Raw genomic sequence first — 24,548 nt, 5'->3', positions numbered from 1 at the left:
AAACCTTCTTCGAGGAATGCTGATCGCTATCTGCTGCATGGCAGGAATGGCGATGGCAGATGAGAAAAACATTCTGGTTACCAGCGGTAGTGATCGGGCAACACCGATCGCCGTCGTGCCGTTCGGCAACCAGGGCGGCAGCGTGCTGCCGGACGACATGGCTGAAATCATCGGTAATGACCTGCGTAACTCGGGTTACTACTCGCCGATTCCAAAGCAGAACATGATCAGCCAGCCTAGCCAGGCCAGCGAAATCATCTTCCGTGACTTCAAGGCGCTGGGCGCCCAGTACGTCATGGTCGGCAGCATTGCCCCCGCGGGCGGTCGCCTGCAGGTGCAATACGCACTGTTCAACGTCGCCACCGAACAGCAAGTGCTGACCGGCAGCGTGTCGGGCGGTGTCGATCAACTGCGCGACATGTCCCACTACATCGCTGACCAATCGTTCGAAAAACTCACCGGCATCAAAGGTGCGTTCTCGACTCGCCTGCTGTATGTGACGGCCGAGCGTTTTTCCGAGAAGAACACGCGCTACACGCTGCAACGTTCGGACTATGACGGTGCCCGTGCTGTAACCCTGCTGCAATCGCGCGAGCCGATCCTGTCGCCGCGTTTCGCACCGGACGGCAAGCGCATCGCTTATGTGTCGTTCGAGCAGAAGCGTCCGCGTATCTTCATGCAGAACATCGACACCGGTCGTCGTGAGCAGATCACCAACTTCGAAGGCCTGAACGGCGCGCCTGCCTGGTCACCGGATGGCAATCGCCTGGCGTTCGTGCTGTCCAAGGACGGCAACCCGGACATCTACGTGATGAACCTCGGTTCCCGTCAGATCACCCGTGTCACCAACGGTCCTGGCATCAACACCGAACCGTTCTGGGGCAAGGATGGCTCGACCATCTACTTCACGTCTGACCGTGGCGGCAAACCGCAGATCTACAAAACCAGCGTGGGCGGTGGCGGTGCGGAGCGTGTGACGTTCGTGGGTAACTACAACGCCAACCCTAAACTGTCGGCTGATGAAAAGACCCTGGTGATGATTCACCGCCAGGATGGTTTCACCAATTTCAAAGTGGCGGCTCAGGATTTGCAGCGCGGTAGCGTAAAAATCCTCACTGATAGCACTCTGGACGAGTCGCCTACTGTTGCGCCCAACGGCACCATGGTAATCTACGCCACCCGCCAGCAGGGCCGGGGAGTCTTGATGCTCGTGTCCATCAATGGACGCGTAAGGCTCCCGCTTCCTACCGCACAAGGCGAAGTCAGAGAACCTTCCTGGTCCCCTTACCTGAACTGACGCGGCGCTATACGTTTTACTTAACACACTGGGGTTCATTAGGAGTTTCACGATGGAAATGCTGAAGTTTGGTAAATTTGCTGCGCTGGCTCTGGCCATGGCTGTAGCTGTAGGTTGCTCGTCCAAAGGCGGCGACAATGCCGGTGAAGGCGCTGTAGATCCAAACGCTGGTTACGGCGCAAACACTGGTGCAGTTGACGGCTCCCTGAGCGAAGAAGCTGCTCTGCGCGCTATCACCACTTTCTACTTCGAATACGACAGCTCGGACCTGAAGCCAGAAGCCATGCGCGCTCTGGACGTTCACGCCAAAGACCTGAAAGCAAACGGCGCTCGCGTTGTTCTGGAAGGCAACACCGACGAACGTGGTACTCGTGAGTACAACATGGCACTGGGCGAGCGTCGTGCTAAAGCCGTTCAACGCTACCTGGTACTGCAAGGTGTTTCCCCAGCTCAGCTGGAACTGGTTTCCTACGGCGAAGAGCGTCCAGTTGCTACCGGCAACGACGAGCAGTCCTGGGCTCAAAACCGTCGCGTCGAACTGCGTAAGTAATTCGTCATGCGAACGTGCCGTCGTGCTGTAACTGTTCTGGCTCTCAGTCTCGCGCCGCTTGCGGCGTGGGCTGCGGTTCCTGTGGTCGATAATGACTCCGGCTATAACAATAGCGGGAGCAGTTATCCGCCTGCAGGTTACGGTACGAACGGCGCCTATGCCGGGGGAGGGGTTTCGGCCCCTGTCTCGGCACAGGGCGAGCTGTTCAACCAACTGCAATCAATGCAGCAACAGATCGAGCGCCAACAAGGTGCGATTGAAGTTCTGCAAAATGATGTAGCGCGCATGAAGCAGGAAAACCTGGAGCGATATCAGGATCTTGATCGGCGCATAGGAACCGGCGTTGCACCAGCCGCGACTCCTGAAAATTCTTCCACCGGTGGTGATTTGAACGCCGCCGGTGCAGCAGCAGGTGCAGGGGCAGCTGCCGCCCAGGCACCCGCCGCAGGTAGCGAACCGGCAGATCCGGCGAAGGAAAAGCTCTATTACGATGCTGCCTTCGACCTGATCAAGGCCAAGGATTTCGACAAGGCCAGTCAGGCCTTCGCCGCATTCCTGCGCAAATACCCGAACAGCCAATACGCGGGCAATGCCCAGTACTGGTTGGGTGAAGTGAACCTGGCAAAGGGTGACCTGCAGGGCGCAGGCCAGGCATTTGCCAAGGTTTCGCAGCTTTACCCAAAGCATGCAAAAGTGCCTGATTCGCTGTACAAGCTCGCTGATGTAGAGCGCCGCCTGGGTCATACCGACCGGGTCAAAGGCATTCTGCAGCAGGTTGTGTCCCAATATCCGGGCACTTCCGCCGCTCAGCTGGCTCAACGCGATCTGCAGAAAATGTAAGCCTGTTTGCACCGTTTCGAAGAAACCCGCGCTTGTCGCGGGTTTTTTCGTTAGAATTCACGCCCTTTTTATGAAACACGCTTTTTGGGATCTGCGCATTGCCGGGGTTCCTTGAAGTGCCTGACGGAGGCGGACAGCCTGTTTAGCTGTTACGCCCGTGGCGACTATGCAAGACACATTGAGAATTACCGAAGTTTTTTACTCGTTGCAGGGTGAAACGCGGACGGCTGGCCTGCCCACTGTTTTTGTGCGCCTGACCGGTTGCCCTCTGCGTTGTCAGTACTGTGACAGCGCTTACGCATTCACCGGCGGCACCATCCGCACCCTCGACGATATCCTCGAGCAGGTGGCCGGTTACCGTCCGCGTTATGTGTGTGTCACGGGCGGCGAGCCCCTGGCGCAACCCAACGCCATCCCATTGCTCAAGCGCTTGTGCGACGCCGGTTACGAAGTGTCACTGGAAACCAGTGGCTCTATCGATATCTCGGCGGTAGATTCCCGGGTCAGTCGCGTTGTCGACCTGAAAACCCCGGGTTCGAAGGAAGCACATCGCAATCGCTATGAAAACATTGAGCTGCTCACGCCTAACGACCAGGTGAAGTTTGTGATCTGTTCCCGGGAGGACTACGACTGGTCCGTGTCCAAACTGATCCAGTACGGTCTGGACCAGCGCGCCGGTGAAGTCCTGTTCTCGCCAAGTCACCATGATCTGAATGCTCGGGATCTGGCGGACTGGGTCGTGGCGGATAACCTGCCAGTGCGCTTGCAATTGCAGCTGCATAAATATCTATGGAATGACGAGCCGGGGCGCTGAAATGACTGAACAACTGAACACTACGGATAAACGTGCGGTCATCCTGCTCTCCGGTGGCCTGGACTCTGCAACTGTCGTGGCCATGGCTCGCGCCGAAGGTTACAGCTGCTACACCATGAGTTTCGATTACGGTCAGCGTTCTCACGCTGAGTTGTACGCTGCCGAGCGCGTCGCCCGTGATTTGGGTGTGGTCGAGCACAAGGTCATCGGGCTCAACTTCAACGGCATGGGGGGCTCGGCGCTGACGGACAGCAGTATCGATATTCCTGAGGAACTGGGTGAAGGCATTCCGGTGACTTACGTGCCGGCGCGCAACACGGTGTTTTTGTCCCTGGCGCTGGGCTGGGCTGAAGTGCTTGGCGCACGCGATATCTTCATCGGTGTCAACGCGGTGGATTACTCTGGCTACCCGGACTGCCGCCCCGAGTTCATCGAGTCTTTCGAGCGCATGGCCAATCTGGCGACCAAGGCCGGTGTCGAGGGTAACGGTTTCCGCATTCAGGCACCGCTGCAAAACCTCAGCAAGGCGCAGATCGTCCAAGCGGGCACCAAGCTTGGCGTGAATTACGGGCTGACGGTTTCCTGCTATCAGGCCGACGATGACGGCCGTGCCTGCGGCAAATGCGACAGCTGCAGATTGCGTGCGGAAGGCTTTGCGGCGGCCGGAATTAGCGACCCTACACCTTATTTTTAATTTATTTCAAAATAGGTGTTGAATAGTCCTTAAAAATCAGTATTATACGCGCCACCACACAGCGGGTCGTTAGCTCAGTTGGTAGAGCAGTTGGCTTTTAACCAATTGGTCGTAGGTTCGAATCCCACACGACCCACCATTTTCAAGCAGTTTTAAAAGTCTGGAAGGCCCACGAAAGTGAGGATTTCCGGATTTTTTTTTGCCCGCGATTTGTGTTTGCCCAATCCTGAAGCGGCGCTGCATGACGCAGGTCAGAATCATCTTTTGCATCCACCGGATATTCTGTAGCCTTGCGCAGCTTCAACGTTGTCCGTGCCTGATGAATACTCACTTTCCCGGCGGTACCCTGAAGGGTCCGGAGCCGGGTGTATACTCGACTTTCGCGCGAATGCGCCTGCAGGTCTTGCGAACATGACGCAGATTTCCGAACGCCTTCTGGTTCAAGCCCACCTCGACGCCAAGCAGCCCAAGCCGCTGACCGCCGATGAGGAAGCTCATTACCGTGCTGCCATCGCTGCCGAGCTCAAGGCTCAGGACGCGGTGCTGGTGGCTCACTTCTATTGCGATCCGGTTATTCAGGCCCTGGCCGAAGAAACCGGTGGCTGTGTCTCCGATTCGCTGGAGATGGCCCGTTTCGGCAATGCTCACCCGGCCAAGACCGTGGTCGTCGCCGGTGTGAAATTCATGGGCGAGACGGCCAAAATCCTCAATCCCGAAAAACGTATCCTGATGCCGACCCTGGAGGCGACTTGCTCGCTGGACCTGGGTTGCCCGGTTGATGAGTTTTCCGCGTTCTGTGATCAGCATCCAGAGCGCACGGTCGTGGTTTACGCCAATACTTCGGCTGCGGTCAAAGCCCGGGCTGACTGGGTAGTGACTTCCAGCTGCGCGCTGGAAATCGTCGAAAGCCTGATGGATAACGGTGAAACCATCATCTGGGGCCCGGACAAACATCTGGGCACCTACATCCAGCGCCAGACCGGGGCCGACATGCTGCTGTGGGACGGTGCGTGCATCGTTCACGAAGAGTTCAAGTCCAAGCAGCTTGAAGACATGAAGGCGCTGTACCCGGATGCGGCAATCCTGGTGCATCCCGAATCGCCGACCTCGGTGATCGAGTTGGCAGACGCCGTTGGGTCCACCAGTCAGTTGATCGCCGCGGCCCAGTCCCTGCCGAACAAGACGCTGATTGTCGCGACCGATCGTGGCATCTTCTACAAGATGCAGCAGCTGTGCCCGGACAAAGTCTTTATCGAAGCGCCTACGGCGGGTAATGGCGCTGCATGCCGAAGCTGCGCGCACTGCCCGTGGATGGCGATGAATACCCTTGAGCGCACGCTGAAGAGCTTGAAGGAGGGGGCGAACGAGATCTTTGTCGACCCGGCGCTGATTCCTCAGGCGATTCGCCCGTTGAAACGCATGCTCGATTTCACCCAGGCTGCGCGGATGAAATTGGCCGGTAACGCTTAACGTCTCTCCGTTTAGGTCGCAAAAAACTGTGGGAGCGAGCAGGCTCGCTCCCACAGTGGTTTTCGTATGGCGGGACTATTTGGTCTTCTTCGGAATGCGCACCAGCTGTGTATTGGAGTACATGTCATGCCAGCTGCGTTTCTGTTTGTCGAACAGCGACCAGATGAACCCCATGCCTACACATAGCAGCGACGCGATCGATACCACGAAGCGCAGCAGCGCCTGCCACAGGCTGATGGACGAGCCGTCAGCATTCTGCACGCGGATGCACCAGACCTGCATGCCGAGGGTCTGCCCCGAATAAGTCCAGAATTTGGCGAAAAAGCCGAATAGAACGAACAGCAACACCGTCGACAGCAGCGGGTCACCGTCCAGTGCGCCGGCTTCGGTCAGGGTACGCATTTTCTCTTCGCCGATGATCGCCATCTGGATCATCTTGTAAACGCCGCTGGTGACGATCAGCAGGGCGGTGCACAGAAGAAAGTCATAGAACATCGCTGCCAGACGACGACCCAGGCCAGCGGCAGGAAATTCGCCCTGGGGGGTAAGCAGGTGTTTCGACATGAGGTGTTCTCGGCGGAAAAAAGAAGCCATTTTACGGATTTACGCGCACAAAAAAGCCCCTGATGTCAGCATCAGGGGCTTTTTCGTTACAGAAGATTAGGCTTCTGCTTGTACTTCGTCAGCCTGCATGCCTTTCTGGCCCTGCACAGCAACGAAAGTCACTTTCTGGCCTTCTTTCAGGCTCTTGAAGCCGTTGCCCTGGATGGCGCGGAAATGCACGAACAGATCCGGACCGCTTTCAGGAGTGATAAAACCAAAACCTTTCTCGTCGTTAAACCACTTGACGGTACCGCTCTGACGTTGGGACATTTCTTATTTCCTTTGACGCAAAAAATTAATGACAGTCTCCTTCTCATGAAAGAGTACTGGGGCTGGTTGCAGGAGAGTAAGAAGACGTCGAACGGGATGTAGCTAACTTGTAGGCTACTGCCCAGGTCACGATTCCAAGCGACCCATGCAAACACAGTGAACAAACTCTACGCCAACTACGGGAGAAAAAACAAGCCCTGTGAAAGGCCCGGATTTGCTCGCCTTGCTGGCATGAATATGCCAACTAGTGCTGGCTTATGCGATCGTCCTGTTCAATTGTTTTCGATCGTTATAAGCAAAGTTCATAATCGAAGCTTAGAGCCAAACGATGCACTATTTTATGGCAGTTGCGTTACACATTAGTGCGTTGTAAGCGCAACTGCGTTACTTATAGGAACAGTTGATCAGCCACGATAGTAGCGTTGTGGAACAAATGGCATTTTGCTTACAAGCAAAGCCACCTTTTTCCCACGAACGATCGCCCACACCGGTGTGTCGAGAGCGACATACGCGCTGTCGACGTAACCCATGGCCAGCGGTGCGCCCAACGTCGGCCCGAAACCACCGCTGCAGACGCTGCCGATGATCTCGCCAGCTTCGTTGACGATCTCAGCGCCTTCGCGCACCGGGGTGCGTTCTTGCGGCAGCAGGCCGACGCGTTTGCGGCTGACACCGCCTTGTTGCTGGGCGAATACCCTTTCAGCACCAGGAAAACCACCGGCACGCGCGCCTTCGGCGCGACGCGGCTTGGAGATGGCCCACAGCAGGCTGGCTTCGATCGGGGTGGTGTCGGTGTTCATGTCGTGGCCGTAAAGGCACAGGCCGGCTTCCAGGCGCAGGGAGTCACGCGCGCCGAGGCCGATGGCTTCGACTTCCGGCTCCGCCAGCAGGGCGCGGGCCAGGGCTTCGGCGTTGTCGGCCGGCACGGAGATTTCGAAGCCGTCTTCACCGGTGTAACCCGAGCGGCTGACGAAACAGTCCACGCCCAGCATTGTTACGCGGGCGAACTGCATGAAGGTCATCTTCGCCACTTCCGGCGCCAGACGTGCCAGTACCGTCACGGCCGCCGGCCCTTGCAGGGCGAGCAGGGCGCGTTCTTCGAACAGCGGCTCGATGCTGCACTGCTCGCCAATGTGCTTGCGCAGGTGCGCCAGGTCTTGATCCTTGCACGCGGCGTTGACCACCAGGAACAGTTCGTCGTTACCCAGGTTGGCGACCATCAGGTCGTCGAGGATGCCTCCGGTCTCATTGGTGAACATCGCGTAGCGCTGCATGCCCACAGGCAGGTCGATGATGTCCACCGGCACCAGGGTTTCCAGGGCCTTGGCGGCATTGGCGCCGGTCAGGCGAATCTGGCCCATGTGCGACACATCGAACAGGCCGGCCTGGTCGCGGGTGTGCTGGTGTTCCTTCATCACGCCCAGCGGATATTGCACAGGCATGTCGTAGCCGGCGAACGGCACCATGCGCGCGGCGAGCTCGATGTGTAGCGCATGCAATGGGGTTTTCAACAGTTGTTCGGTGGACATATTCAGCTCCTGAAGATGGGTGCAGATGAGCGTGCATCAGCACTCGATAATGTTGACCGCCAAACCGCCACGGGCGGTTTCCTTGTATTTGCTTTTCATGTCGGCGCCGGTCTGGCGCATGGTGCGAATGACTTTGTCGAGGGAGACGAAGTGTTGTCCGTCACCCCGCATGGCCATGCGCACGGCATTGATTGCCTTGACCGAACCCATGGCATTGCGCTCGATGCAAGGCACCTGCACCAGCCCGCCAATCGGATCGCAGGTCAGGCCGAGGTTGTGTTCCATGCCGATTTCGGCGGCGTTTTCCACTTGTTGCACGGTGCCGCCGAGGACCTCGCACAAGGCCCCGGCGGCCATGGAACACGCCACGCCGACCTCGCCCTGACAGCCGACTTCGGCGCCGGAAATCGAGGCGTTTTCCTTGTACAAAATGCCGATCGCTGCGGCGGTCAGCAGGAAGCGCACGACGCCGTCGTCATTCGAGCCCGGGATGAAGCGCATGTAGTAATGGAGGACTGCGGGAATGATCCCCGCTGCACCATTAGTGGGCGCTGTCACCACGCGGCCGCCGTTGGCGTTTTCCTCATTGACCGCCAGGGCGTAGAGGTTGACCCAGTCGAGCACCGACAGCGGATCGCGCAGGGACGATTCCGGGTTCTTACACAATTGCCGATGCAGCGCAGCGGCCCGGCGTTTGACCTTCAAGCCACCGGGCAGGATGCCTTCGTTGCGGCATCCCGCGGCGACGCAGTCCTGCATCACTTGCCAGATGTTCAGCAGGCCGGCGCGGGTTTCCGCTTCCGGGCGCCAGGCGCTTTCATTGGTCAGCATGACCTGGCTGATCGACAGCCCATATTTGACGCAATGACCGAGCAAATCCTTGGCGCTTTTGAACGGGAATGTCAGTGGCGTGGCGTCTTCGACGATGCGATCGGCGCCGGCGGCGTCTTCATCGACGACAAAACCACCGCCGACCGAGTAGTACTCGCGGCTGCGAATTTGCAGGCCGGCGGCGTCGAACGCACGGAAAATCATGCCGTTGGGGTGGTACGGCAACGGTTTGCGAATCATCGCCAGGTGTTCTTTCTCGTTGAACGCAATGCGGTGTTCACCGAGCAGGTTCAAGTGTCCGCTGCCGCGAATGGCTTGCAGGCGTGCGGCGACGGTTTCGGTATCGATCGTGTCCGGGTGCTCGCCTTCCAGGCCCAGCAGCACGGCTTTATCGCTGCCGTGGCCTTTACCGGTGGCGCCCAGCGAGCCGTATAACTCGACTTTGACGCAGGCGGTCGCGGTCAACAGTTCTTCACGACGCAAGCCTTCGACGAAGCGCGCGGCGGCGCGCATTGGGCCGACGGTGTGGGAGCTGGAGGGGCCGATACCAATCTTGAACAGGTCGAACACGCTTAACGACATGAGGTTCTCCGGTTTCTTGTTATAGGAATTGGCGCAAATCTTGTGGAGATCCTGTAGGAGCTGGCAAGCCAGCTCCTACAGGGGGGAGCGGTGTTCGTGGAAGTGGGGGCGGGTAAACCCGCCCCCCTCATTCGTTTAAGCGTAGCTTTCGATCGACGGGCAGGCGCAGACCAGGTTGCGATCGCCGAACACGTTGTCGACACGACCGACCGGTGGCCAGTACTTGCCTTCGATCAGCGAGGCAACCGGGTACACCGCTTGCTCGCGGCTGTACGGGTGCGACCACTCACCGACCAGCTCCGCCGCGGTGTGCGGGGCGTTTTTCAGTGGGTTGTCGTCCTTGTCCAGGGTGCCGTTTTCCACTGCGCGGATTTCTTCGCGGATGCGGATCATGGCGTCGCAGAATCGATCCAGTTCTTCCTTGGATTCACTTTCGGTCGGCTCGATCATCAACGTGCCCGCCACCGGGAACGACATGGTCGGCGCGTGGAAACCGAAGTCGATCAGACGCTTGGCGACGTCATCGACGCTGATGCCGCTGCTGTCTTTCAGCGGGCGCAGGTCGAGGATGCACTCGTGCGCCACCAGGCCGTTGCTGCCGGTGTACAGCACTGGGTAGTGCTCTTCGAGGCGACGGGAAATGTAGTTGGCATTCAGGATCGCCAACTGCGAAGCGCGCTTCAAGCCTGCGCCGCCCATCATGCGAATGTACATCCAGGTGATCGGCAAAATACTTGCGCTGCCGAACGGTGCCGCGCAGACCGCGCCTTCCTTGCGCTCCATCTGGGCGTGGCCCGGCAGGAACGGGGTCAGGTGCGATTTCACGCCGATCGGGCCAACACCCGGGCCGCCACCGCCGTGCGGGATGCAGAAGGTTTTGTGCAGGTTCAGGTGCGAAACGTCGCCGCCGAACTTGCCCGGTGCGCAGAGACCGACCATGGCGTTCATGTTGGCGCCGTCGATGTACACCTGGCCGCCGTTGTCGTGAATGATGCCGCAGATCTCGCGGATGCCTTCTTCGAACACGCCGTGGGTTGACGGGTAGGTGATCATCAGCGCGGCAAGGTGTTCGCGGTGCTCGATGGCCTTGGCGCGCAGGTCTTCGATGTCGACGTTGCCGCGAGCGTCGCACGCGGTCACGACTACGCGCATGCCGGCCATTTGTGCGGTGGCCGGGTTGGTGCCATGGGCCGACGACGGGATCAGGCAGATGTCGCGACGGTCTTCGCCACGGCTCTGGTGGTAGGCGCGAATCGCCAGCAGACCTGCATATTCACCTTGGGAACCGGCGTTCGGTTGCAGCGAGATCGAATCGTAACCGGTGGCGGCGCAGAGCATCGCTTCCAGTTCATCAGTCAGTTGCTGGTAACCGGCGCTTTGCTCGGCAGGGGCGAACGGGTGCAATGCGCCGAATTCAGCCCAGGTCACCGGAATCATTTCGCTGGCAGCGTTGAGTTTCATGGTGCACGAACCCAGCGGGATCATGGTGCGGTCCAGGGCCAGGTCTTTGTCGGCGAGCTTGCGCAGGTAGCGCATCAGCTCGGTTTCCGAGTGGTAACGATTGAACACTGGATGGCTGAGGATTGGCGACTGGCGTACCAGCGCAGCCGGGATCGTGCTGACGGCCGAAGCAGCGAGGGCAGCGAAGTCCGGCAGGGTTTTGCCGTTGGACAGCAAGGCCCACAGGGTTTCAACGTCGGCCTGGGTGCTGGTTTCGTCGAGGGACAGGCCCAGACGCTCAGCGTCGACCACGCGCAGGTTGATCTGTTGGGCGCGTGCCTGCTCGTGCAATGTGGCGGTGTCGGCACCGGTGGCCACGGTCAGGGTGTCGAAGAAGTTTTGCTGTTCGACGTTCAGGCCCAGAGCGGTCAGGCCTTTGGCCAGGATCGCGGTCAGGTGATGCACGCGGTTGGCGATCTGGGTCAGGCCTTTAGGGCCGTGGTACACGGCGTACATGCTGGCGATGTTGGCCAGCAGCACTTGCGCGGTGCAGATGTTGGACGTGGCCTTTTCGCGGCGGATGTGTTGCTCGCGGGTCTGCATCGCCAGGCGCAGGGCCGGCTTGCCGAAACGGTCCACGGAGACACCGACCAGACGGCCCGGCATGTCACGCTTGAACGCGTCCTTGGTGGAGAAGTAAGCCGCGTGCGGGCCACCGAAGCCCAGTGGCACGCCGAAGCGTTGCGCGCTGCCGATGGCCACGTCGGCACCGAATTCGCCCGGCGGGGTGAGTACGGTCAGGGCCAGCAGGTCGGCGGCCACCGCCACCAGCGCGTTGGCGGTGTGGAAGCGTTCGGTCAGTTCGCGGTAGTCGAACACATCACCGTTGCTCGCCGGGTATTGCAGCAGCGCGCCGAAGAACGGCGTCACGTCGCTCAATTCGCGCTCGTCGCCGACCACAACGTCGATGCCCAGTGGCTCGGCACGGGTGCGCAGGACGTCGAGGGTTTGCGGGTGGCAATGCACGGAGGCGAAGAACTGGTGGCTGCCTTTGTTCTTGCTCAGGCGTTTGCAGAAGGTCATCGCTTCGGCAGCGGCAGTGGCTTCGTCGAGCAGCGAAGCGTTGGCGATCGGCAGGCCGGTGAGGTCGCTGATCAGGGTCTGGAAGTTCAGCAGCGCTTCGAGACGGCCTTGGGAAATTTCTGGCTGGTACGGGGTGTAGGCGGTGTACCAGGCCGGGTTTTCCAGCAGGTTGCGCAGGATCGGCGACGGCGTGTGGGTGCCGTAGTAGCCCTGGCCGATGAAGGTCTTGAACAGCTGGTTCTTGCCGGCGATGGACTTGATCAGCGCCAGGGCGTCAGCTTCGCTGAGGCCGTCTTCCAGGCCCAGTACGCTGGTGCCTTTGATGCTGTCCGGAATCACGCTGGCGCTCAGGGCTTCCAGCGAGTCGAAGCCCAGGCTGTTGAGCATGGCTTGCTCGTCGCCGGCGCGCGGGCCGATGTGACGGGCGATGAATTCGTTGGCGGTACTTATGTTTACAACGGCAGGATTAATCTGGGTCATGTCAGTGCTCCTCAGGCTTCGGCTTGGGCTTTGATCAGGCGGTCGTAGGCGTCTTGATCCAGCAGTTGGCCGACAGCGGCGGCATCGGCAGGTTTGAAGCGGAAGAACCAGCCTTCGCCCAGCGGATCTTCGTTGACCAGTTCAGGGCTGCTGTCCAGCGCCGGGTTCACTGCCAGCACTTCGCCGTCGAGCGGCATGTACACGCCGCTGGCGGCTTTTACCGATTCCACGGTAGCGGCTTCGGCGCCTTTGTCGTAGGACTGCAGTTCAGGCAGTTGTACGAAAACCACGTCGCCCAAGGCGTTTTGTGCGAAAGCGGTGATACCGACTGTGACGCTGCCGTCAGCTTCGGTGCGCAGCCATTCGTGATCTTCAGTAAAACGCAACTCGCTCATGGAAACTCCTAAAGGGGCCAGACTCGTCTGGTGGACGCGATTGAATGCTTGGGCGATGCCCTGCTTATGGGGCTCTATATAGCAAGATCGCGGCCAATGTTATTTTTGTTATTTGAATCAATGATTTAGGGTGTTTTTTGGAAGGCTGGTCAATGCTGTCTGTAGCGAAATCGATACGGCATCTGTCGCGGATAAAAGCGTATGTGGATCAAAGCCTTGTGCAGCGCTGATCAGAGAGAGGTGTAGCGATATCGTTCCGCTGTAGCGCTTTCAGTACAGGTGGAGGTCGTTTTTGAGGAGATTTTTCATACCGCGCATAAACCTGTGGGGGCGGGCCTGCTCGCAGTCGACATCCATAGTGAATGTCAGTCCGCCTTCGCGAGCAGGCTCGCTCCCACAGTGGTTTTGTGTCGGGGACGAGATCGTATTTCCAGCCTTACGGCTTGTTGGGGATTCCGTACTTGCGCAAGCGATGGGCAATCGCCGTGTGGGAGGTTTGCAGGCGGTTGGCCAGTTGGCGGGTCGAGGGGTAGCTGACGTAAAGTTTTTCCAGCAGGTTTTTCTCGAACTCATCCATGGCCTGCTCCAGGCTGTCGACGTCGTGATCGCCCTGACGCGCAACGGAGGTGCCGGCGATGTCGAGGTCGCCGATGTCCACGAGGCTGCTTTCGCAAATCGCTGCGGCGCGGAAGATCACGTTCTGCAGTTGCCGTACGTTGCCCGGCCAACGGTTGCCGAGCAGGGCCGGATAGGTGCCAGGCGCCAGGCGACACACCGGGCGCTGGATCTGCGCACAGGCCTGCTGCATGAAAAAGCGGGCCAGCAGCAAAATGTCCTGACCGCGTTCGCGCAGCGGCGGCACTTCGACATTCAGCACGTTCAATCGATAGAACAGGTCTTCGCGAAACAGGCCTTCGCTGACCATTTTTTCCAGGTCGCGGTGGGTCGCGCTGAGAATCCGTACGTTGACCTTCACCTCGCGATCACCGCCCACGCGGCGGAAGCTGCCGTCGTTGAGAAAACGCAGCAACTTGGCTTGCAAGTACGGCGACATCTCACCGATCTCGTCGAGAAACACCGTGCCCTGGTTGGCCAGTTCCATCAGCCCCGGCTTGCCACCGCGTTGCGCACCGGTGAAGGCGCCGGGGGCATAGCCGAACAGTTCGCTTTCGGCGAGGTTTTCCGGCAATGCCGCGCAGTTCAAGGCCAGAAACGGCGAGCTGTGCCGCGCACTGATGGCATGGCACGCACGGGCCACCAGCTCCTTGCCGGTGCCGGTTTCGCCCTGGATCAACAGCGGCGCATCGAGGGCTGCCACCCGCTGGGCGCGGACCTTGAGCGTGCGGATCACCGGCGATTCGCCGAGCAGTGCATCGAAACCTTCGGCGTGGTCGTGGTGCAGGGCTGACAGTCGCTCGCCGATGCGATTGGGTTGATACAGCGTGAGCAGGGCGCCGGCGTCGGTGATCGGCGTGGCGTCCAGCAACAGAGTCTGGCCGTTGACCGTGATTTCCCGCAGCGGCAAGCGAAAACCGTGTTCGAGCAAGGCGTCGAGCAACGCCGGGTCGGCAAACAGCTCGGCGATGCTTTCACCGGCCGGCTCGCGTCCGTACAGGGCGATCAATGCCGGATTGGCCAGCAGCACTTTGCCGGCGCTGTCCAGTGCCAGCACCGGGTCGGTCATGGCCGCCAGCAACGCATCGAGCTGCAAGTGCCGGCGCTGACCGGGCAGGATGTCGACCACCGTCACTGCTTGCACACCGCGCACGCTGAACAGCGCATCACGCAGCTCTTCAAGAACTTCCGGGCTCAGGGTCGGGGCGTCGATGTAGACGTTGGGCGGGACCATTTCCACCGCATCCAGATTGAGATTGCGCCCACCGAGCAAGGCCAGGACTTCCTGGGTGATGCCGACGCGGTCGATGAAGCTGACGTGGATACGCATGGGACGCTTTCGGGTTCTGGAGTGCGGAGGGTGGCAAGTATGCCTTGGAGCAGGGGGTAAGGTGAAATCCGGCGCAGGACTTCAGGTCAGCGATGTCCCCTGTCGCGGCGAGCCTGCTCGCGAAGGCGTCGTGTCAGGCAACGTGGTTGGCCACTGACGCACCGCTTTCACGCGCAGGCTCGCTCCCACAGTGGATTGTGGTCGAGCACAGCCTGTGTGCTCGGGTTATTCGAAATGTTCCAGGTTTACCGGGTCGCCGGATTTCATATCCAACTGTTGCCGGATGTCTTCAAACACCAAATCGTAATGCTTGTGGACGGAGCCGATCTGGCTGTGCGTTTTCGGTATTCCGTACTTCTCGGCGATTCTTGTGACATCCCTGGCGAAGTTGTAGGCCTCCTCCTTGGGCAGGAAGAAGGGCTCTGACATGTCCTTGCCCTGAATGTTGCCATGCATGGTGAACTGGATGCCTTTTTCACCTTTGTCATTCTTGCTGACTTCATAGTCCAGGTGAATGTTGTAGCTGACATCATCCGGGGTCAGCGCATGACGTTCGATGTGCAAGTGGCCTGGATCAAACTGTGCCATAGACGTCTCTCCTTATGAGTAAGTAATGCCAGGTGTCGCAGTGCTGATGCGCGTGCCAGCCTTGCCCTGGACGATCGCTTCGATGTCGGCGAGTGAACCGATCACCGCGACTTTCCCAGTATGGCGCGCGAATTCGCAGGCTGCCTGCACCTTCGGTCCCATGGAGCCCGCAGCGAAGCCGAGTTTTTCCATTTCGTCCGGGTGCGCCTGGGCGATGGATTTCTGGGTGGGTTTGCCAAAGTCGACGAACGCGGCGTTGACGTCGGTGGCGATCACCAGCAGATCGGCTTCAAGTTGTTCGGCCAGCAGCGCCGAGCACAGGTCCTTGTCGATCACGGCCTCGACACCTTCGAGCTTGCCGGGGGCGGTGTACAGGGTCGGAATGCCGCCACCGCCGGCGCAAATCACGATGCTGCCTTTTTCCAGCAACCACTTGATCGGGCGGATTTCGAAGATGCGTTTCGGTTTGGGGCTGGCGACCACGCGGCGGTATTTGTCGCCGTCCGGGGCGATGGCCCAGCTTTTTTCGGCAGCGAGTTTTTCAGCTTCGGCCTTGGTGTATACCGGGCCGATGGGTTTGGTGGGATTCTGGAACGCCGGGTCATTGGCATCGACTTCGACCTGGGTCAGCAAGGTCGCGAACGGCACCTCGAAGTCCAGCAGGTTGCCCAGTTCCTGTTCGATGATGTAGCCGATCATGCCTTCGGTTTCGGCGCCGAGCACGTCCAGCGGATAGGGCGAAACCGAGGTGTAGGCAGCAGCCTGCAACGACAGCAGGCCGACCTGCGGGCCATTGCCATGGGCGATGACCAGTTGATTGCCGGCATGGATCTTGGCGATCTGTTCGGTGGCGATCCGGATGTTGGCCCGCTGGTTGTCAGCGGTCATCGGCTCACCCCGGCGGAGCAGGGCGTTACCGCCCAGTGCAACGACGATACGCATGGTGCATGTCCTTCTAAACAGAGAAAAGGCAAACGACTTGATCGCACTGTCGGAACTGGCCCCTTGTGGGAGCTAGCCTGCTAGCGATTGCGATCGATCAATCCATGATGATGGTGACTGACACATTGCAATCGCTGGCAGGCCAGCTCCCACATTGACCATGTTCAGTCTGTGAGAGCCGCGTCAGCCGTTACAGGTCAGCCAGCGTCGAAACCAGAATCGCCTTGATGGTGTGCATGCGGTTTTCCGCTTGCTCGAAGGCAATGCAGGCCGGCGACTCGAAGACGTCATCGGTCACTTCGATGCCGTTTTTCAGGTCCGGGTACTGCTCGGCAATCTGCTTGCCGATTTTGGTGTCGCTGTTGTGAAACGCCGGCAGGCAATGCATGAACTTGGTGCGCGGGTTGCCGGTGGCTTTCATCAGTTCGGCGTTGACCTGGTATGGCAGCAGTTGCTGGATGCGCTCGGCCCAGGCTTCCACCGGTTCACCCATGGACACCCAGACGTCGGTGTGGATGAAGTCCACGCCTTTGACGGCGGCTTTCGGGTCTTCGGTCAGCGTAATGCGGGCGCCGCTTTCTTCACCGTATTGTTTGCAGCGCGCCACCAGGTCGTCCAGCGGCCACAAGGCTTTCGGCGCGCAGATACGCACGTCCATGCCGAGTTTGGCGCCGATCAGCAGCAGCGAGTTGCCCATGTTGTTACGCGCATCGCCGAGGTAGGCGTAGCTGATTTCGTGGATCGGTTTGTCGGCGTGCTCACGCATGGTCAACACGTCGGCGATCATTTGCGTGGGGTGGTATTCATCGGTCAAACCGTTGAACACCGGGACGCCGGCAAACTTGGCGAGCTCTTCGACGATCTCCTGTTTGAAGCCACGGTATTCGATCGCGTCGTACATGCGCCCCAGCACACGGGCGGTGTCCTTCATGCTTTCCTTGTGACCGATCTGCGAGGAGTTGGGATCGATGTAGGTGACGTTGGCGCCCTGGTCATAGGCCGCGACTTCGAACGCACAACGGGTGCGGGTCGAGGTTTTTTCGAAGATCAGGGCGATGTTGTTGCCCTTGAGGTGCTGCTGTTCGGTGCCGGTGTATTTGGCGCGTTTGAGGTCGCGGGAGAGGTCGAGCAGGTAGCGCAATTCGCGAGGGGTATGGTGTTCCAGGCTCAGCAAATTGCGGTTATGAATATTGAACGCCATTTTGGATCTCCTGAGGTGTCGGTTATCCCCTTGGCCCGCTCCTGGTAAGCGCGGGCCAAGGCTAATAGGTTAGTAGTCGATCGGGTCGCGGATGATCGGGCAGGTCATGCAGTGGCCGCCGCCGCGACCGCGTCCGAGTTCGCCGGCGCTGATGGTGATGACCTCGATCCCGGCCTTGCGCAACAGGGTATTGGTGTAGGTATTGCGGTCGTAGCCAATGACCACGCCCGGTTCCACGGCCACCACGTTGTTGCCGTCATCCCATTGCTCGCGCTCGGCGGCGAAGCTGTTGCCGCCGGTTTCTACGACCCGCAAGGCCTTGAGGTTGAGGGCCTGGGCCACGGTGTCGAGGAAGTTGGTTTCTTCGCGGCGAATGTCGATGCCACCGGGTTTGCTCTCGTCCGGACGCAGGGTGAAGGCGACAATCTGGTTGACCACTTCCGGGAAAATCGTCACCACGTCGCGGTCGCAGAAACTGAACACGGTGTCCAGGTGCATCGCCGCTCTGGATTTCGGCAGGCCGGCGACGATGACTTTTTCCACGGCTTTGTTCTTGAACAGGTTGACCGCCAGTTGGCCGATGGCCTGGCGCGAGGAGCGTTCGCCCATGCCGATCAACACCACGCCGTTGCCAATCGGCATCACGTCGCCGCCTTCAAGGGTTGAGCTGCCGTGGTCCTTGTCCGGGTCGCCGTACCAGATTTCGAAGTCAGCGTTGGTGAATTGCGGGTGGAACTTGTAGATGGCGGTGGTCAGCAGGGTTTCCTGGCGACGCGCCGGCCAGTACATCGGGTTGAGCGTGACGCCACCGTAGATCCAGCAGGTGGTGTCGCGGGTGAACTGGGTGTTGGGCAGTGGCGGCAGGATGAAGCTGGAGTGGCCGAGGAACTCGCGGAACATCTGGATGGTCTTGCCGCCGAAACTGTCCGGCAGATCATCGGCAGAGACGCCGCCAATCAAGAACTCGGCGATGTGTCGCGGCTCCAGGCTGCGCAGCCAGGAACCTGTTTCATTGATCAGGCCGAGGCCGACCGAGTCGGCGGTGATCTTGCGCTCCAGAATCCAGTCGAGCGCTTCGGGGATGGCGACGATGTCGGTCAGCAGATTGTGCATTTCCAGCACATCGACATTGCGCTCACGCATCTTGGTGACGAAATCGAAATGGTCGCGCTTGGCCTGGGCCACCCACAGCACGTCATCAAACAGCAATTCGTCGCAGTTGTTCGGGGTCAGCCGCTGATGGGCCAGGCCGGGGGAGCAAACCATGACTTTGCGCAGTTTGCCGGCTTCGGAGTGGACGCCGTACTTAACTTTTTCCTGGGTCATTTCAGTGATCCTCCAGAGGACAACACAATCAAATTACAGGGTCAGAAAGCCGTCATAGAGACCGTAGGCCGCCACCAGCGCGCACACGATCACCGCTACGAAAATCAGCTTCTCGACGTTGGTGAAAACCGGTTTGTTGAGTTCCAGCTTGGCCTTGGCGAACAGGATCGCGCCGGGGGCATAGAGCAGGGCCGAGAGCAGCAAGTACTTGATGCCGCCGGCGTAGAGCAGCCAGATCGCGTAGATCAACGCGATGGCGCCGATGATCAGATCCTTCTGCCGGTCACTCGCCGCACCTTCATAGGTTTCGCCGCGTACCGCCAACAGCAGGGCATAGGCTGCCGACCACAGGTAAGGCACCAGGATCATCGAGGTGGCGAGGTAGATCAGCGACAGGTAAGTACTGGCCGAAAACAGCGTGATGATCAGGAAAATCTGGACCATGGCGTTGGTTAGCCATAGGGCATTGACCGGCACCTGGTTGGCGTTTTCCTTGCGCAGGAACGCCGGCATGGTGTGGTCCTTCGCGGCGGCGAACATGATCTCCGCGCACAGCAATACCCACGACAACAGGGCGCCGAGCAGCGAGATGATCAGGCCGACGCTGATCAGCACCGCCCCCCACTTGCCCACCACGTGCTCCAGCACGGCAGCCATCGACGGGTTCTGCAGCTTGGCCAGTTCCGGCTGGGTCAGGATGCCCAGCGACAGCACGTTCACCAGCACCAGAATGAGCAGCACGGAGATAAAACCGATCACCGTGGCTTTACCCACATCACTGCGTTTTTCCGCACGCGCCGAGAAAATGCTCGCGCCTTCGATGCCGATGAACACCCACACGGTGACCAGCATCATGTTGCGCACCTGGTCCATCACGCTGCCCAGATCGGGGTTTTTCAGGCCCCAGATATCGGCGGTGAAGATGTCCAGTTTGAAGGCGAACACGGCAATCAAGATGAACAGCACCAACGGCACGATCTTGGCCACGGTGGTCACCAGGTTGATGAACGCGGCTTCCTTGATGCCGCGCAGTACCAACAGGTGAACCGCCCAGAGCAGAACGGACGCGCCGATCACCGCCGCCACCGTGTTGCCTTCGCCGAAAATCGGGAAGAAGTAACCCAGGGTGCTGAACAGCAAGACGAAATAGCCGACGTTGCCCAGCCAGGCACTGATCCAGTAGCCCCAGGCTGAAGAGAAACCCATGTAGTCGCCGAAGCCGGCCTTGGCGTAGGCGTAGACACCACCGTCGAGGTCAGGCTTGCGGTTGGCGAGGGTCTGGAACACAAACGCGAGGGTCAGCATGCCGACGGCGGTGATGGCCCAGCCAATCAGAATGGCGCCGACGTCGGCACTGGCAGCCATGTTCTGTGGCAAAGAAAAAATACCTCCACCGATCATCGAACCGACTACCAGGGCAACCAATGCACCTAGTCGAAGTTTTCCGGGAGCTTCCGACATTCCATTACTCCATTGCAGGTGAAGAGGGTTAACAGCGTAGTTCTGTTTACAACTCAGTCAGCTGACATAGATCAGTACATGCCCTTTTACAGACAAGGCTTCGGGCGATATGGCAGTACCGGTCTTTTTCCTGAAAGGCCCGTCCTAGAGGCTCTTTGGTTTTACTGTGAAGGGATCCTGTTGGGTGGCTTTATGACGCTAGTTCGTTTTCTTTAAGACGCAAACTTTCACGCTTGCGTTGGTCAAAAAAATCGTTTTATTAATGATGCTGGTTAAAGCGAATGATTATATGAAATGCAGTTTATTCATGATCGGTTGATGCGTGGTCGTAAATTGGCATTATCTACTGTTCGTTATTACGCTTTACCTGTTTAGTTCATTGATAACTAACCCGGTACAGTCTGAGCCATTGGAGGCGCATCAATGTCGCAAACCCCGCAGAAGCTTCGCCTGAGCGCGCTGATCGCGCTGGTCGTGGGTTCGATGATTGGCGGTGGGATCTTTTCCCTGCCGCAGAACATGGCCGCCAAGGCCGATGCCGGTGCGATACTGATTGGCTGGGCCATCACCGCCGTCGGCATGCTGACACTGGCTTTCGTGTTCCAGACGCTGGCCAATCGCAAACCGGAACTGGACTCGGGGGTGTATGCCTATGCCAAGGCTGGCTTCGGCGATTACATGGGGTTTTCCTCGGCTTGGGGTTACTGGATCAGCGCCTGGCTGGGCAACGTTGGCTACTTCGTGTTGTTGTTCAGCACGCTGGGGTTTTTCTTTCCGGTGTTCGGCGAAGGCAATACGCCGGTCGCCATTGCCTGTGCGTCGGTGCTGTTGTGGACGGTGCATTTTGTGGTGATGCGCGGGATCAAGGAGGCGGCGTTCATCAACCTGCTGACCACGGTGGCGAAGATCGTGCCCTTGATCATGTTTATCGTGATTGCCGCGGTGGCGTTCAAGGCCGAAGTGTTCACGCGGGACATCTGGGGGCGCAGCAACCCGAGCTTCGGTAGCGTGATGGACCAGGTGCGCAACATGATGCTGGTGACGGTGTTTGTGTTTATCGGTATCGAGGGCGCCAGTATTTATTCGGCGCGGGCGGAGAAACGTTCGGATGTGGGCCGCGCCACGGTCATTGGTTTTCTCGGTGTGTTGGCGCTGCTGGTGCTGGTGAACGTGCTGTCGCTGGGCATCCTGAGCCAACCGGAGTTGGCCACTTTGCAGAACCCGTCGCTGGCGGCGGTGCTGGAGCATATCGTCGGCCCGTGGGGCGCGTTACTGATCAGCGTGGGCCTGGCCATTTCATTGCTGGGTGCGCTGCTCTCGTGGGCGCTGCTGTGTGCCGAGATCCTGTTCGCCACGGCGAAAGACAAGACCATGCCCGCGTTCCTGACGAAGGAAAACGCCAACCATGTGCCGGTCAATGCGCTGTGGCTGACCAATGTGATGATCCAGCTTTTCCTGCTGATCACGCTGTTTTCCGCGGGTACCTACACCAGCCTGATCTACCTGGCTTCGTCGATGATTCTGGTGCCGTATCTGTGGTCGGCGGCTTACGCAGTGTTGTTGAGCGGGCGAGGTGAAACTTATGAACACGCCTCGGCAGAGCGGACCAAGGATCTGTTGATCGGCGGCGTCGCCCTGAGTTACGCGGTGTGGTTGCTGTACGCCGGCGGCTTGAAATATTTGCTGCTCTCGGCATTGCTGTATGCGCCGGGTGTGATCCTGTTTGCCAAGGCCCGGAAAGAACAGGGCAAGCCTGTGTTCACGTCCATCGAGAAGGGCATATTTACCTGTGTCATCAGCGGTGCCGGGTTGGCGGCGTACGGGTTGTATAGCGGGGTGTTGAGGTTGTGAGGTTGTTGCTGATCGAGCACTTTTGTTGGTTGCTCTGGCGTCATCGCGAGCAGGCTCTCGCCTAGAGGGCATGCGCATAACCTGTAGGAACGAGCTTGCTCGCGACGGCAATCGCCCGGTTACCACCACTGCGCGCGATGTGAACCCAACTCCGCGGCTGCCAGCGTCCACTGCAACGGCGTCCCGGTGATTTTCAGCGGCACATGCAAGCGATGCGCAGGCCCCCAGGGCGTTTGCTCAACCAGCATTCCCTGATCGCGTTCATCCTCGGTCCTTAATGGCTCGTCACTGCCGCGACCTTTCTCGATCAACAGTTTCGCGGTGCGCGCCAATGACAGTCGCGCCGACCCACTCTGGCCGCTGCTCAAACGTCCCGTCAGCAGCCTGATCGCACTGGCCGCCATCAAATACCCGGTGGCGTGATCGAGCGCCTGAACCGGCAATGGCGTCGGTTTATCCGCCAGTGTCCAGCGCATGCCGGCCTCGGCGATACCGCTGCTCATTTGCACCAGGCTGTCGAAGCCGCGACGATGCTGCCACGGGCCGCTCCAGCCATAGGCATTGAGGCTGACGTCGATCAGGCCAGGGGCCAGTTTTTGTCGTTCGCTCAGACCGTAGCCCAGCCGTTCGAGGGCATCGGCGCGGTAGCCGTGAAGCACGATGTCGGCGTCCTTGAGCAAGCTTTCGAACAGCGTACGGTCCGCTTTATCGTGCAGGTCCAGGCGAGCGCAGCGTTTGCCCAGGGTCATCTCCGGCACCACACCCGGCTCGTTCCAGGTTGGCGGGTCGATGCGCAAAACGTCTGCACCCAGACCGGCGAGAAAGCGGCTGGCGACGGGGCCGGCGAGCACGCGGGTCAAGTCCAGCACCTTGATCCCGGCCAGTGGTTGCGCAACCGAGCCTTGCCACACTGTGCCGTTATGGCTGGCGTGATGGCCGAACTGAATCAGCGGTTCTGCGTTGACTGCCCGGCCTTGCGGATGTGCCTGCCACTGTTCCCAGGTGCGCATTTCGGCGGCACAACCACCGGCGTCGACCACGGCCTGTTCCAGATCGCGCTTGGCCCATTGCGTGACGTTGCTTGCCATCGCCGCACGGTCGGTGACGGCACCAAGCACGGATTGCGCCGCGGCACGGTGATGAGGGGCGTTGGTGTGCAGACGGATCCAGCCATCCTTGGTCGGGTAATCACCGGCAATCGGGTCCCACAGCGGCGGAACGCTCCAGCCGACCGGGCGGATCGAACTGGAGAACCAGAACGAGGCCAGGCGTCGATCGACTTCAATGGCGGGCAGGCGACCTGTTTGTTGATTGAGCAATTCGCTGACAGCCTGTCCGGCAGCCCCGATGCTGGCGCAGGCCAGGTCGGTGACAGCAAACGCCGAGGGCAGGGCGCCGGTGGCGGTGAGCGGGATTGGCGTGAGTGGCAAGCCGAGTGCGGCTTGAATGGACGTGAGTAAATCAGTCATCGAAGGCCCTCCGGAACGAGAGGGCAGCATAGAGCATAGGATCAAAAAATCGCAGCCTGCATCGAAGGCTGCGATCCTGAAACTCAGACCCGGAACTGATCCATCAACTTCATTTGATGGGTCGTCAGCGAGTTGAGCTGGCTGCTGATCTGCGCCGATTCAGTCGCCTGCCCGGTCAAGGTTTCGGTGACAGTGCGGATCGCCGAAACGTTGCGGTTGACCTCTTCGGCCACGGCGCTCTGTTGTTCGGCGGCGCTGGCGATTTGCAGGTTCATGTCGCTGATCACGGTGACCGCATCGCTGATTTTGCTCAGGGCCTGTACTGCTTGCTGGATCTGTCCAGCGTTGCTGTGGGCCTGGGTCTGGCTTGAATGCATGGTGGCAACCACGCCGCGGGTGCCGCTCTGGATGCGTTCGATCACCAGGCGAATTTCTTCCACCGAGTCCTGGGTGCGCTTGGCCAGGTTACGCACCTCGTCAGCCACCACCGCAAAGCCACGACCGCTCTCGCCGGCGCGGGCAGCTTCAATGGCTGCGTTGAGCGCCAGGAGGTTGGTTTGTTCGGCGATGCTGCGGATCACTTCCAGCACCGAACCGATCTGCTCGCTGTTGACCGCCAATGCTTCAACCTCAGTCACAGCCTTGCTCACTTCGTCGGCCAGTTGATTGATGTCACGGGTGCTGCGTTCGATGATCTGCATGCCATCGCGGGCCGACTGATCAGCGCCTTTGGCGGCGTTTGCCGCGTTCGACGCACTGTTGGCGACGTCGTGGGCGGTGGCGCTCATCTCGTTGGAGGCCGTAGCGACCTGGTCGATTTCACGGAACTGCACCTGCATGCCTTCGCTGGTCTGACGGGCGATTTCCGAAGACTGGTCAGCGGTGCC

General features: G+C 59.5%; 21 protein-coding genes and 1 tRNA gene. 8 read left to right on the top strand and 14 right to left on the bottom strand.

Going from position 1 to position 24,548, the window contains the following annotated elements; genetic code table 11:
* The first annotated feature begins 16 nt into the window (after nucleotides 1–16).
* From tolB to nadA, 7 genes are all read left to right on the top strand, one after another.
* Nucleotides 17–1,297 (top strand): Tol-Pal system beta propeller repeat protein TolB, encoded by a 1,281-nt coding sequence (gene tolB / locus BVK86_RS05330; RefSeq protein ID WP_408002989.1) that lies wholly within the window; start codon nucleotides 17–19, stop codon nucleotides 1,295–1,297.
* A gap of 52 nt (nucleotides 1,298–1,349) precedes the next feature.
* On the top strand, nucleotides 1,350–1,847 hold the full coding sequence (gene pal, locus BVK86_RS05325) for a peptidoglycan-associated lipoprotein Pal (RefSeq protein ID WP_003178634.1): 498 nt from the start codon (nucleotides 1,350–1,352) through the stop codon (nucleotides 1,845–1,847).
* A gap of 6 nt (nucleotides 1,848–1,853) precedes the next feature.
* The gene (ybgF, locus tag BVK86_RS05320; protein WP_075945439.1) at nucleotides 1,854–2,687 is read left to right on the top strand and encodes a tol-pal system protein YbgF; all 834 of its coding nucleotides are present in this window, start codon (nucleotides 1,854–1,856) and stop codon (nucleotides 2,685–2,687) included.
* 166 nt (nucleotides 2,688–2,853) lie between these two features.
* Nucleotides 2,854–3,501 (top strand): 7-carboxy-7-deazaguanine synthase QueE, encoded by a 648-nt coding sequence (gene queE, locus BVK86_RS05315; RefSeq protein WP_056852655.1) that lies wholly within the window; start codon nucleotides 2,854–2,856, stop codon nucleotides 3,499–3,501.
* A 1-nt stretch (nucleotide 3,502) separates the two neighbouring features.
* Entirely contained in the window at nucleotides 3,503–4,195 is a 693-nt protein-coding gene (queC, locus tag BVK86_RS05310) for a 7-cyano-7-deazaguanine synthase QueC (RefSeq protein WP_075945438.1), read from the top strand.
* 63 nt (nucleotides 4,196–4,258) lie between these two features.
* Nucleotides 4,259–4,334, top strand: a tRNA-Lys gene (locus BVK86_RS05305).
* Nucleotides 4,335–4,606: 272 nt separating this feature from the next.
* Entirely contained in the window at nucleotides 4,607–5,665 is a 1,059-nt protein-coding gene (gene nadA, locus BVK86_RS05300) for a quinolinate synthase NadA (protein WP_075945437.1), read from the top strand.
* Between the two features lie 75 nt (nucleotides 5,666–5,740).
* Here the strand turns inward: nadA and BVK86_RS05295 are convergent, their stop codons facing one another.
* The 12 genes from BVK86_RS05295 to arcD (BVK86_RS05240) form a co-directional block, all read right to left on the bottom strand.
* The gene (locus BVK86_RS05295; RefSeq protein WP_075945436.1) at nucleotides 5,741–6,229 is read right to left on the bottom strand and encodes an RDD family protein; all 489 of its coding nucleotides are present in this window, start codon (nucleotides 6,227–6,229) and stop codon (nucleotides 5,741–5,743) included.
* A gap of 96 nt (nucleotides 6,230–6,325) precedes the next feature.
* Nucleotides 6,326–6,538: a cold-shock protein gene (locus BVK86_RS05290; RefSeq protein ID WP_003175786.1), complete on the bottom strand. Its 213-nt coding sequence runs from the start codon at nucleotides 6,536–6,538 to the stop codon at nucleotides 6,326–6,328.
* 404 nt (nucleotides 6,539–6,942) lie between these two features.
* Complete coding sequence (gcvT, locus tag BVK86_RS05285; RefSeq protein ID WP_075945435.1) at nucleotides 6,943–8,067, bottom strand: glycine cleavage system aminomethyltransferase GcvT; 1,125 nt, start codon at nucleotides 8,065–8,067, stop codon at nucleotides 6,943–6,945.
* A 36-nt stretch (nucleotides 8,068–8,103) separates the two neighbouring features.
* On the bottom strand, nucleotides 8,104–9,480 hold the full coding sequence (locus BVK86_RS05280) for an L-serine ammonia-lyase (RefSeq protein ID WP_075945434.1): 1,377 nt from the start codon (nucleotides 9,478–9,480) through the stop codon (nucleotides 8,104–8,106).
* A gap of 135 nt (nucleotides 9,481–9,615) precedes the next feature.
* On the bottom strand, nucleotides 9,616–12,483 hold the full coding sequence (gene gcvP / locus BVK86_RS05275; protein WP_075945433.1) for an aminomethyl-transferring glycine dehydrogenase: 2,868 nt from the start codon (nucleotides 12,481–12,483) through the stop codon (nucleotides 9,616–9,618).
* Between the two features lie 11 nt (nucleotides 12,484–12,494).
* Entirely contained in the window at nucleotides 12,495–12,878 is a 384-nt protein-coding gene (gcvH, locus tag BVK86_RS05270; protein ID WP_075945432.1) for a glycine cleavage system protein GcvH, read from the bottom strand.
* A 436-nt stretch (nucleotides 12,879–13,314) separates the two neighbouring features.
* Complete coding sequence (locus BVK86_RS05265; protein ID WP_075945431.1) at nucleotides 13,315–14,823, bottom strand: sigma-54-dependent transcriptional regulator; 1,509 nt, start codon at nucleotides 14,821–14,823, stop codon at nucleotides 13,315–13,317.
* Nucleotides 14,824–15,048: 225 nt separating this feature from the next.
* Nucleotides 15,049–15,411, bottom strand: a complete 363-nt coding sequence (locus tag BVK86_RS05260; protein WP_075945430.1) for a DUF5064 family protein — start codon at nucleotides 15,409–15,411, stop codon at nucleotides 15,049–15,051.
* Between the two features lie 12 nt (nucleotides 15,412–15,423).
* Entirely contained in the window at nucleotides 15,424–16,353 is a 930-nt protein-coding gene (gene arcC / locus BVK86_RS05255) for a carbamate kinase (RefSeq protein WP_075945429.1), read from the bottom strand.
* A gap of 190 nt (nucleotides 16,354–16,543) precedes the next feature.
* Nucleotides 16,544–17,554 carry an ornithine carbamoyltransferase gene (locus BVK86_RS05250; protein ID WP_075945428.1) on the bottom strand — a complete coding sequence of 337 codons (1,011 nt, stop codon included), beginning with the start codon at nucleotides 17,552–17,554 and terminating at the stop codon, nucleotides 16,544–16,546.
* Between the two features lie 69 nt (nucleotides 17,555–17,623).
* Nucleotides 17,624–18,880 carry an arginine deiminase gene (gene arcA, locus BVK86_RS05245; protein ID WP_075945427.1) on the bottom strand — a complete coding sequence of 419 codons (1,257 nt, stop codon included), beginning with the start codon at nucleotides 18,878–18,880 and terminating at the stop codon, nucleotides 17,624–17,626.
* A 33-nt stretch (nucleotides 18,881–18,913) separates the two neighbouring features.
* Nucleotides 18,914–20,341, bottom strand: coding sequence for an arginine-ornithine antiporter (arcD, locus tag BVK86_RS05240; protein WP_075945426.1), 1,428 nt, complete (start codon nucleotides 20,339–20,341; stop codon nucleotides 18,914–18,916).
* A 423-nt stretch (nucleotides 20,342–20,764) separates the two neighbouring features.
* Here arcD (BVK86_RS05240) and arcD (BVK86_RS05235) point away from each other — a divergent pair, with 423 nt between their 5' ends.
* Nucleotides 20,765–22,192, top strand: coding sequence for an arginine-ornithine antiporter (arcD, locus tag BVK86_RS05235; RefSeq protein WP_075945425.1), 1,428 nt, complete (start codon nucleotides 20,765–20,767; stop codon nucleotides 22,190–22,192).
* Nucleotides 22,193–22,311: 119 nt separating this feature from the next.
* Here the strand turns inward: arcD (BVK86_RS05235) and BVK86_RS05230 are convergent, their stop codons facing one another.
* A complete protein-coding gene (locus tag BVK86_RS05230) occupies nucleotides 22,312–23,661 on the bottom strand; it encodes a CoA transferase (protein ID WP_075945424.1) in 1,350 nt (449 codons plus the stop codon).
* 83 nt (nucleotides 23,662–23,744) lie between these two features.
* Nucleotides 23,745–24,500 carry a methyl-accepting chemotaxis protein gene (locus BVK86_RS30460; protein WP_408002990.1) on the bottom strand — a complete coding sequence of 252 codons (756 nt, stop codon included), beginning with the start codon at nucleotides 24,498–24,500 and terminating at the stop codon, nucleotides 23,745–23,747.
* Nucleotides 24,501–24,548: the final 48 nt, after the last annotated feature.

The sequence above is a fragment of the Pseudomonas reinekei genome, from assembly GCF_001945365.1.
Classification (GTDB): domain Bacteria; phylum Pseudomonadota; class Gammaproteobacteria; order Pseudomonadales; family Pseudomonadaceae; genus Aquipseudomonas; species Aquipseudomonas reinekei.
The sequence above is the reverse complement of the archived record's forward strand: the minus strand, read 5'-3'. Positions and strand labels throughout refer to the sequence as shown.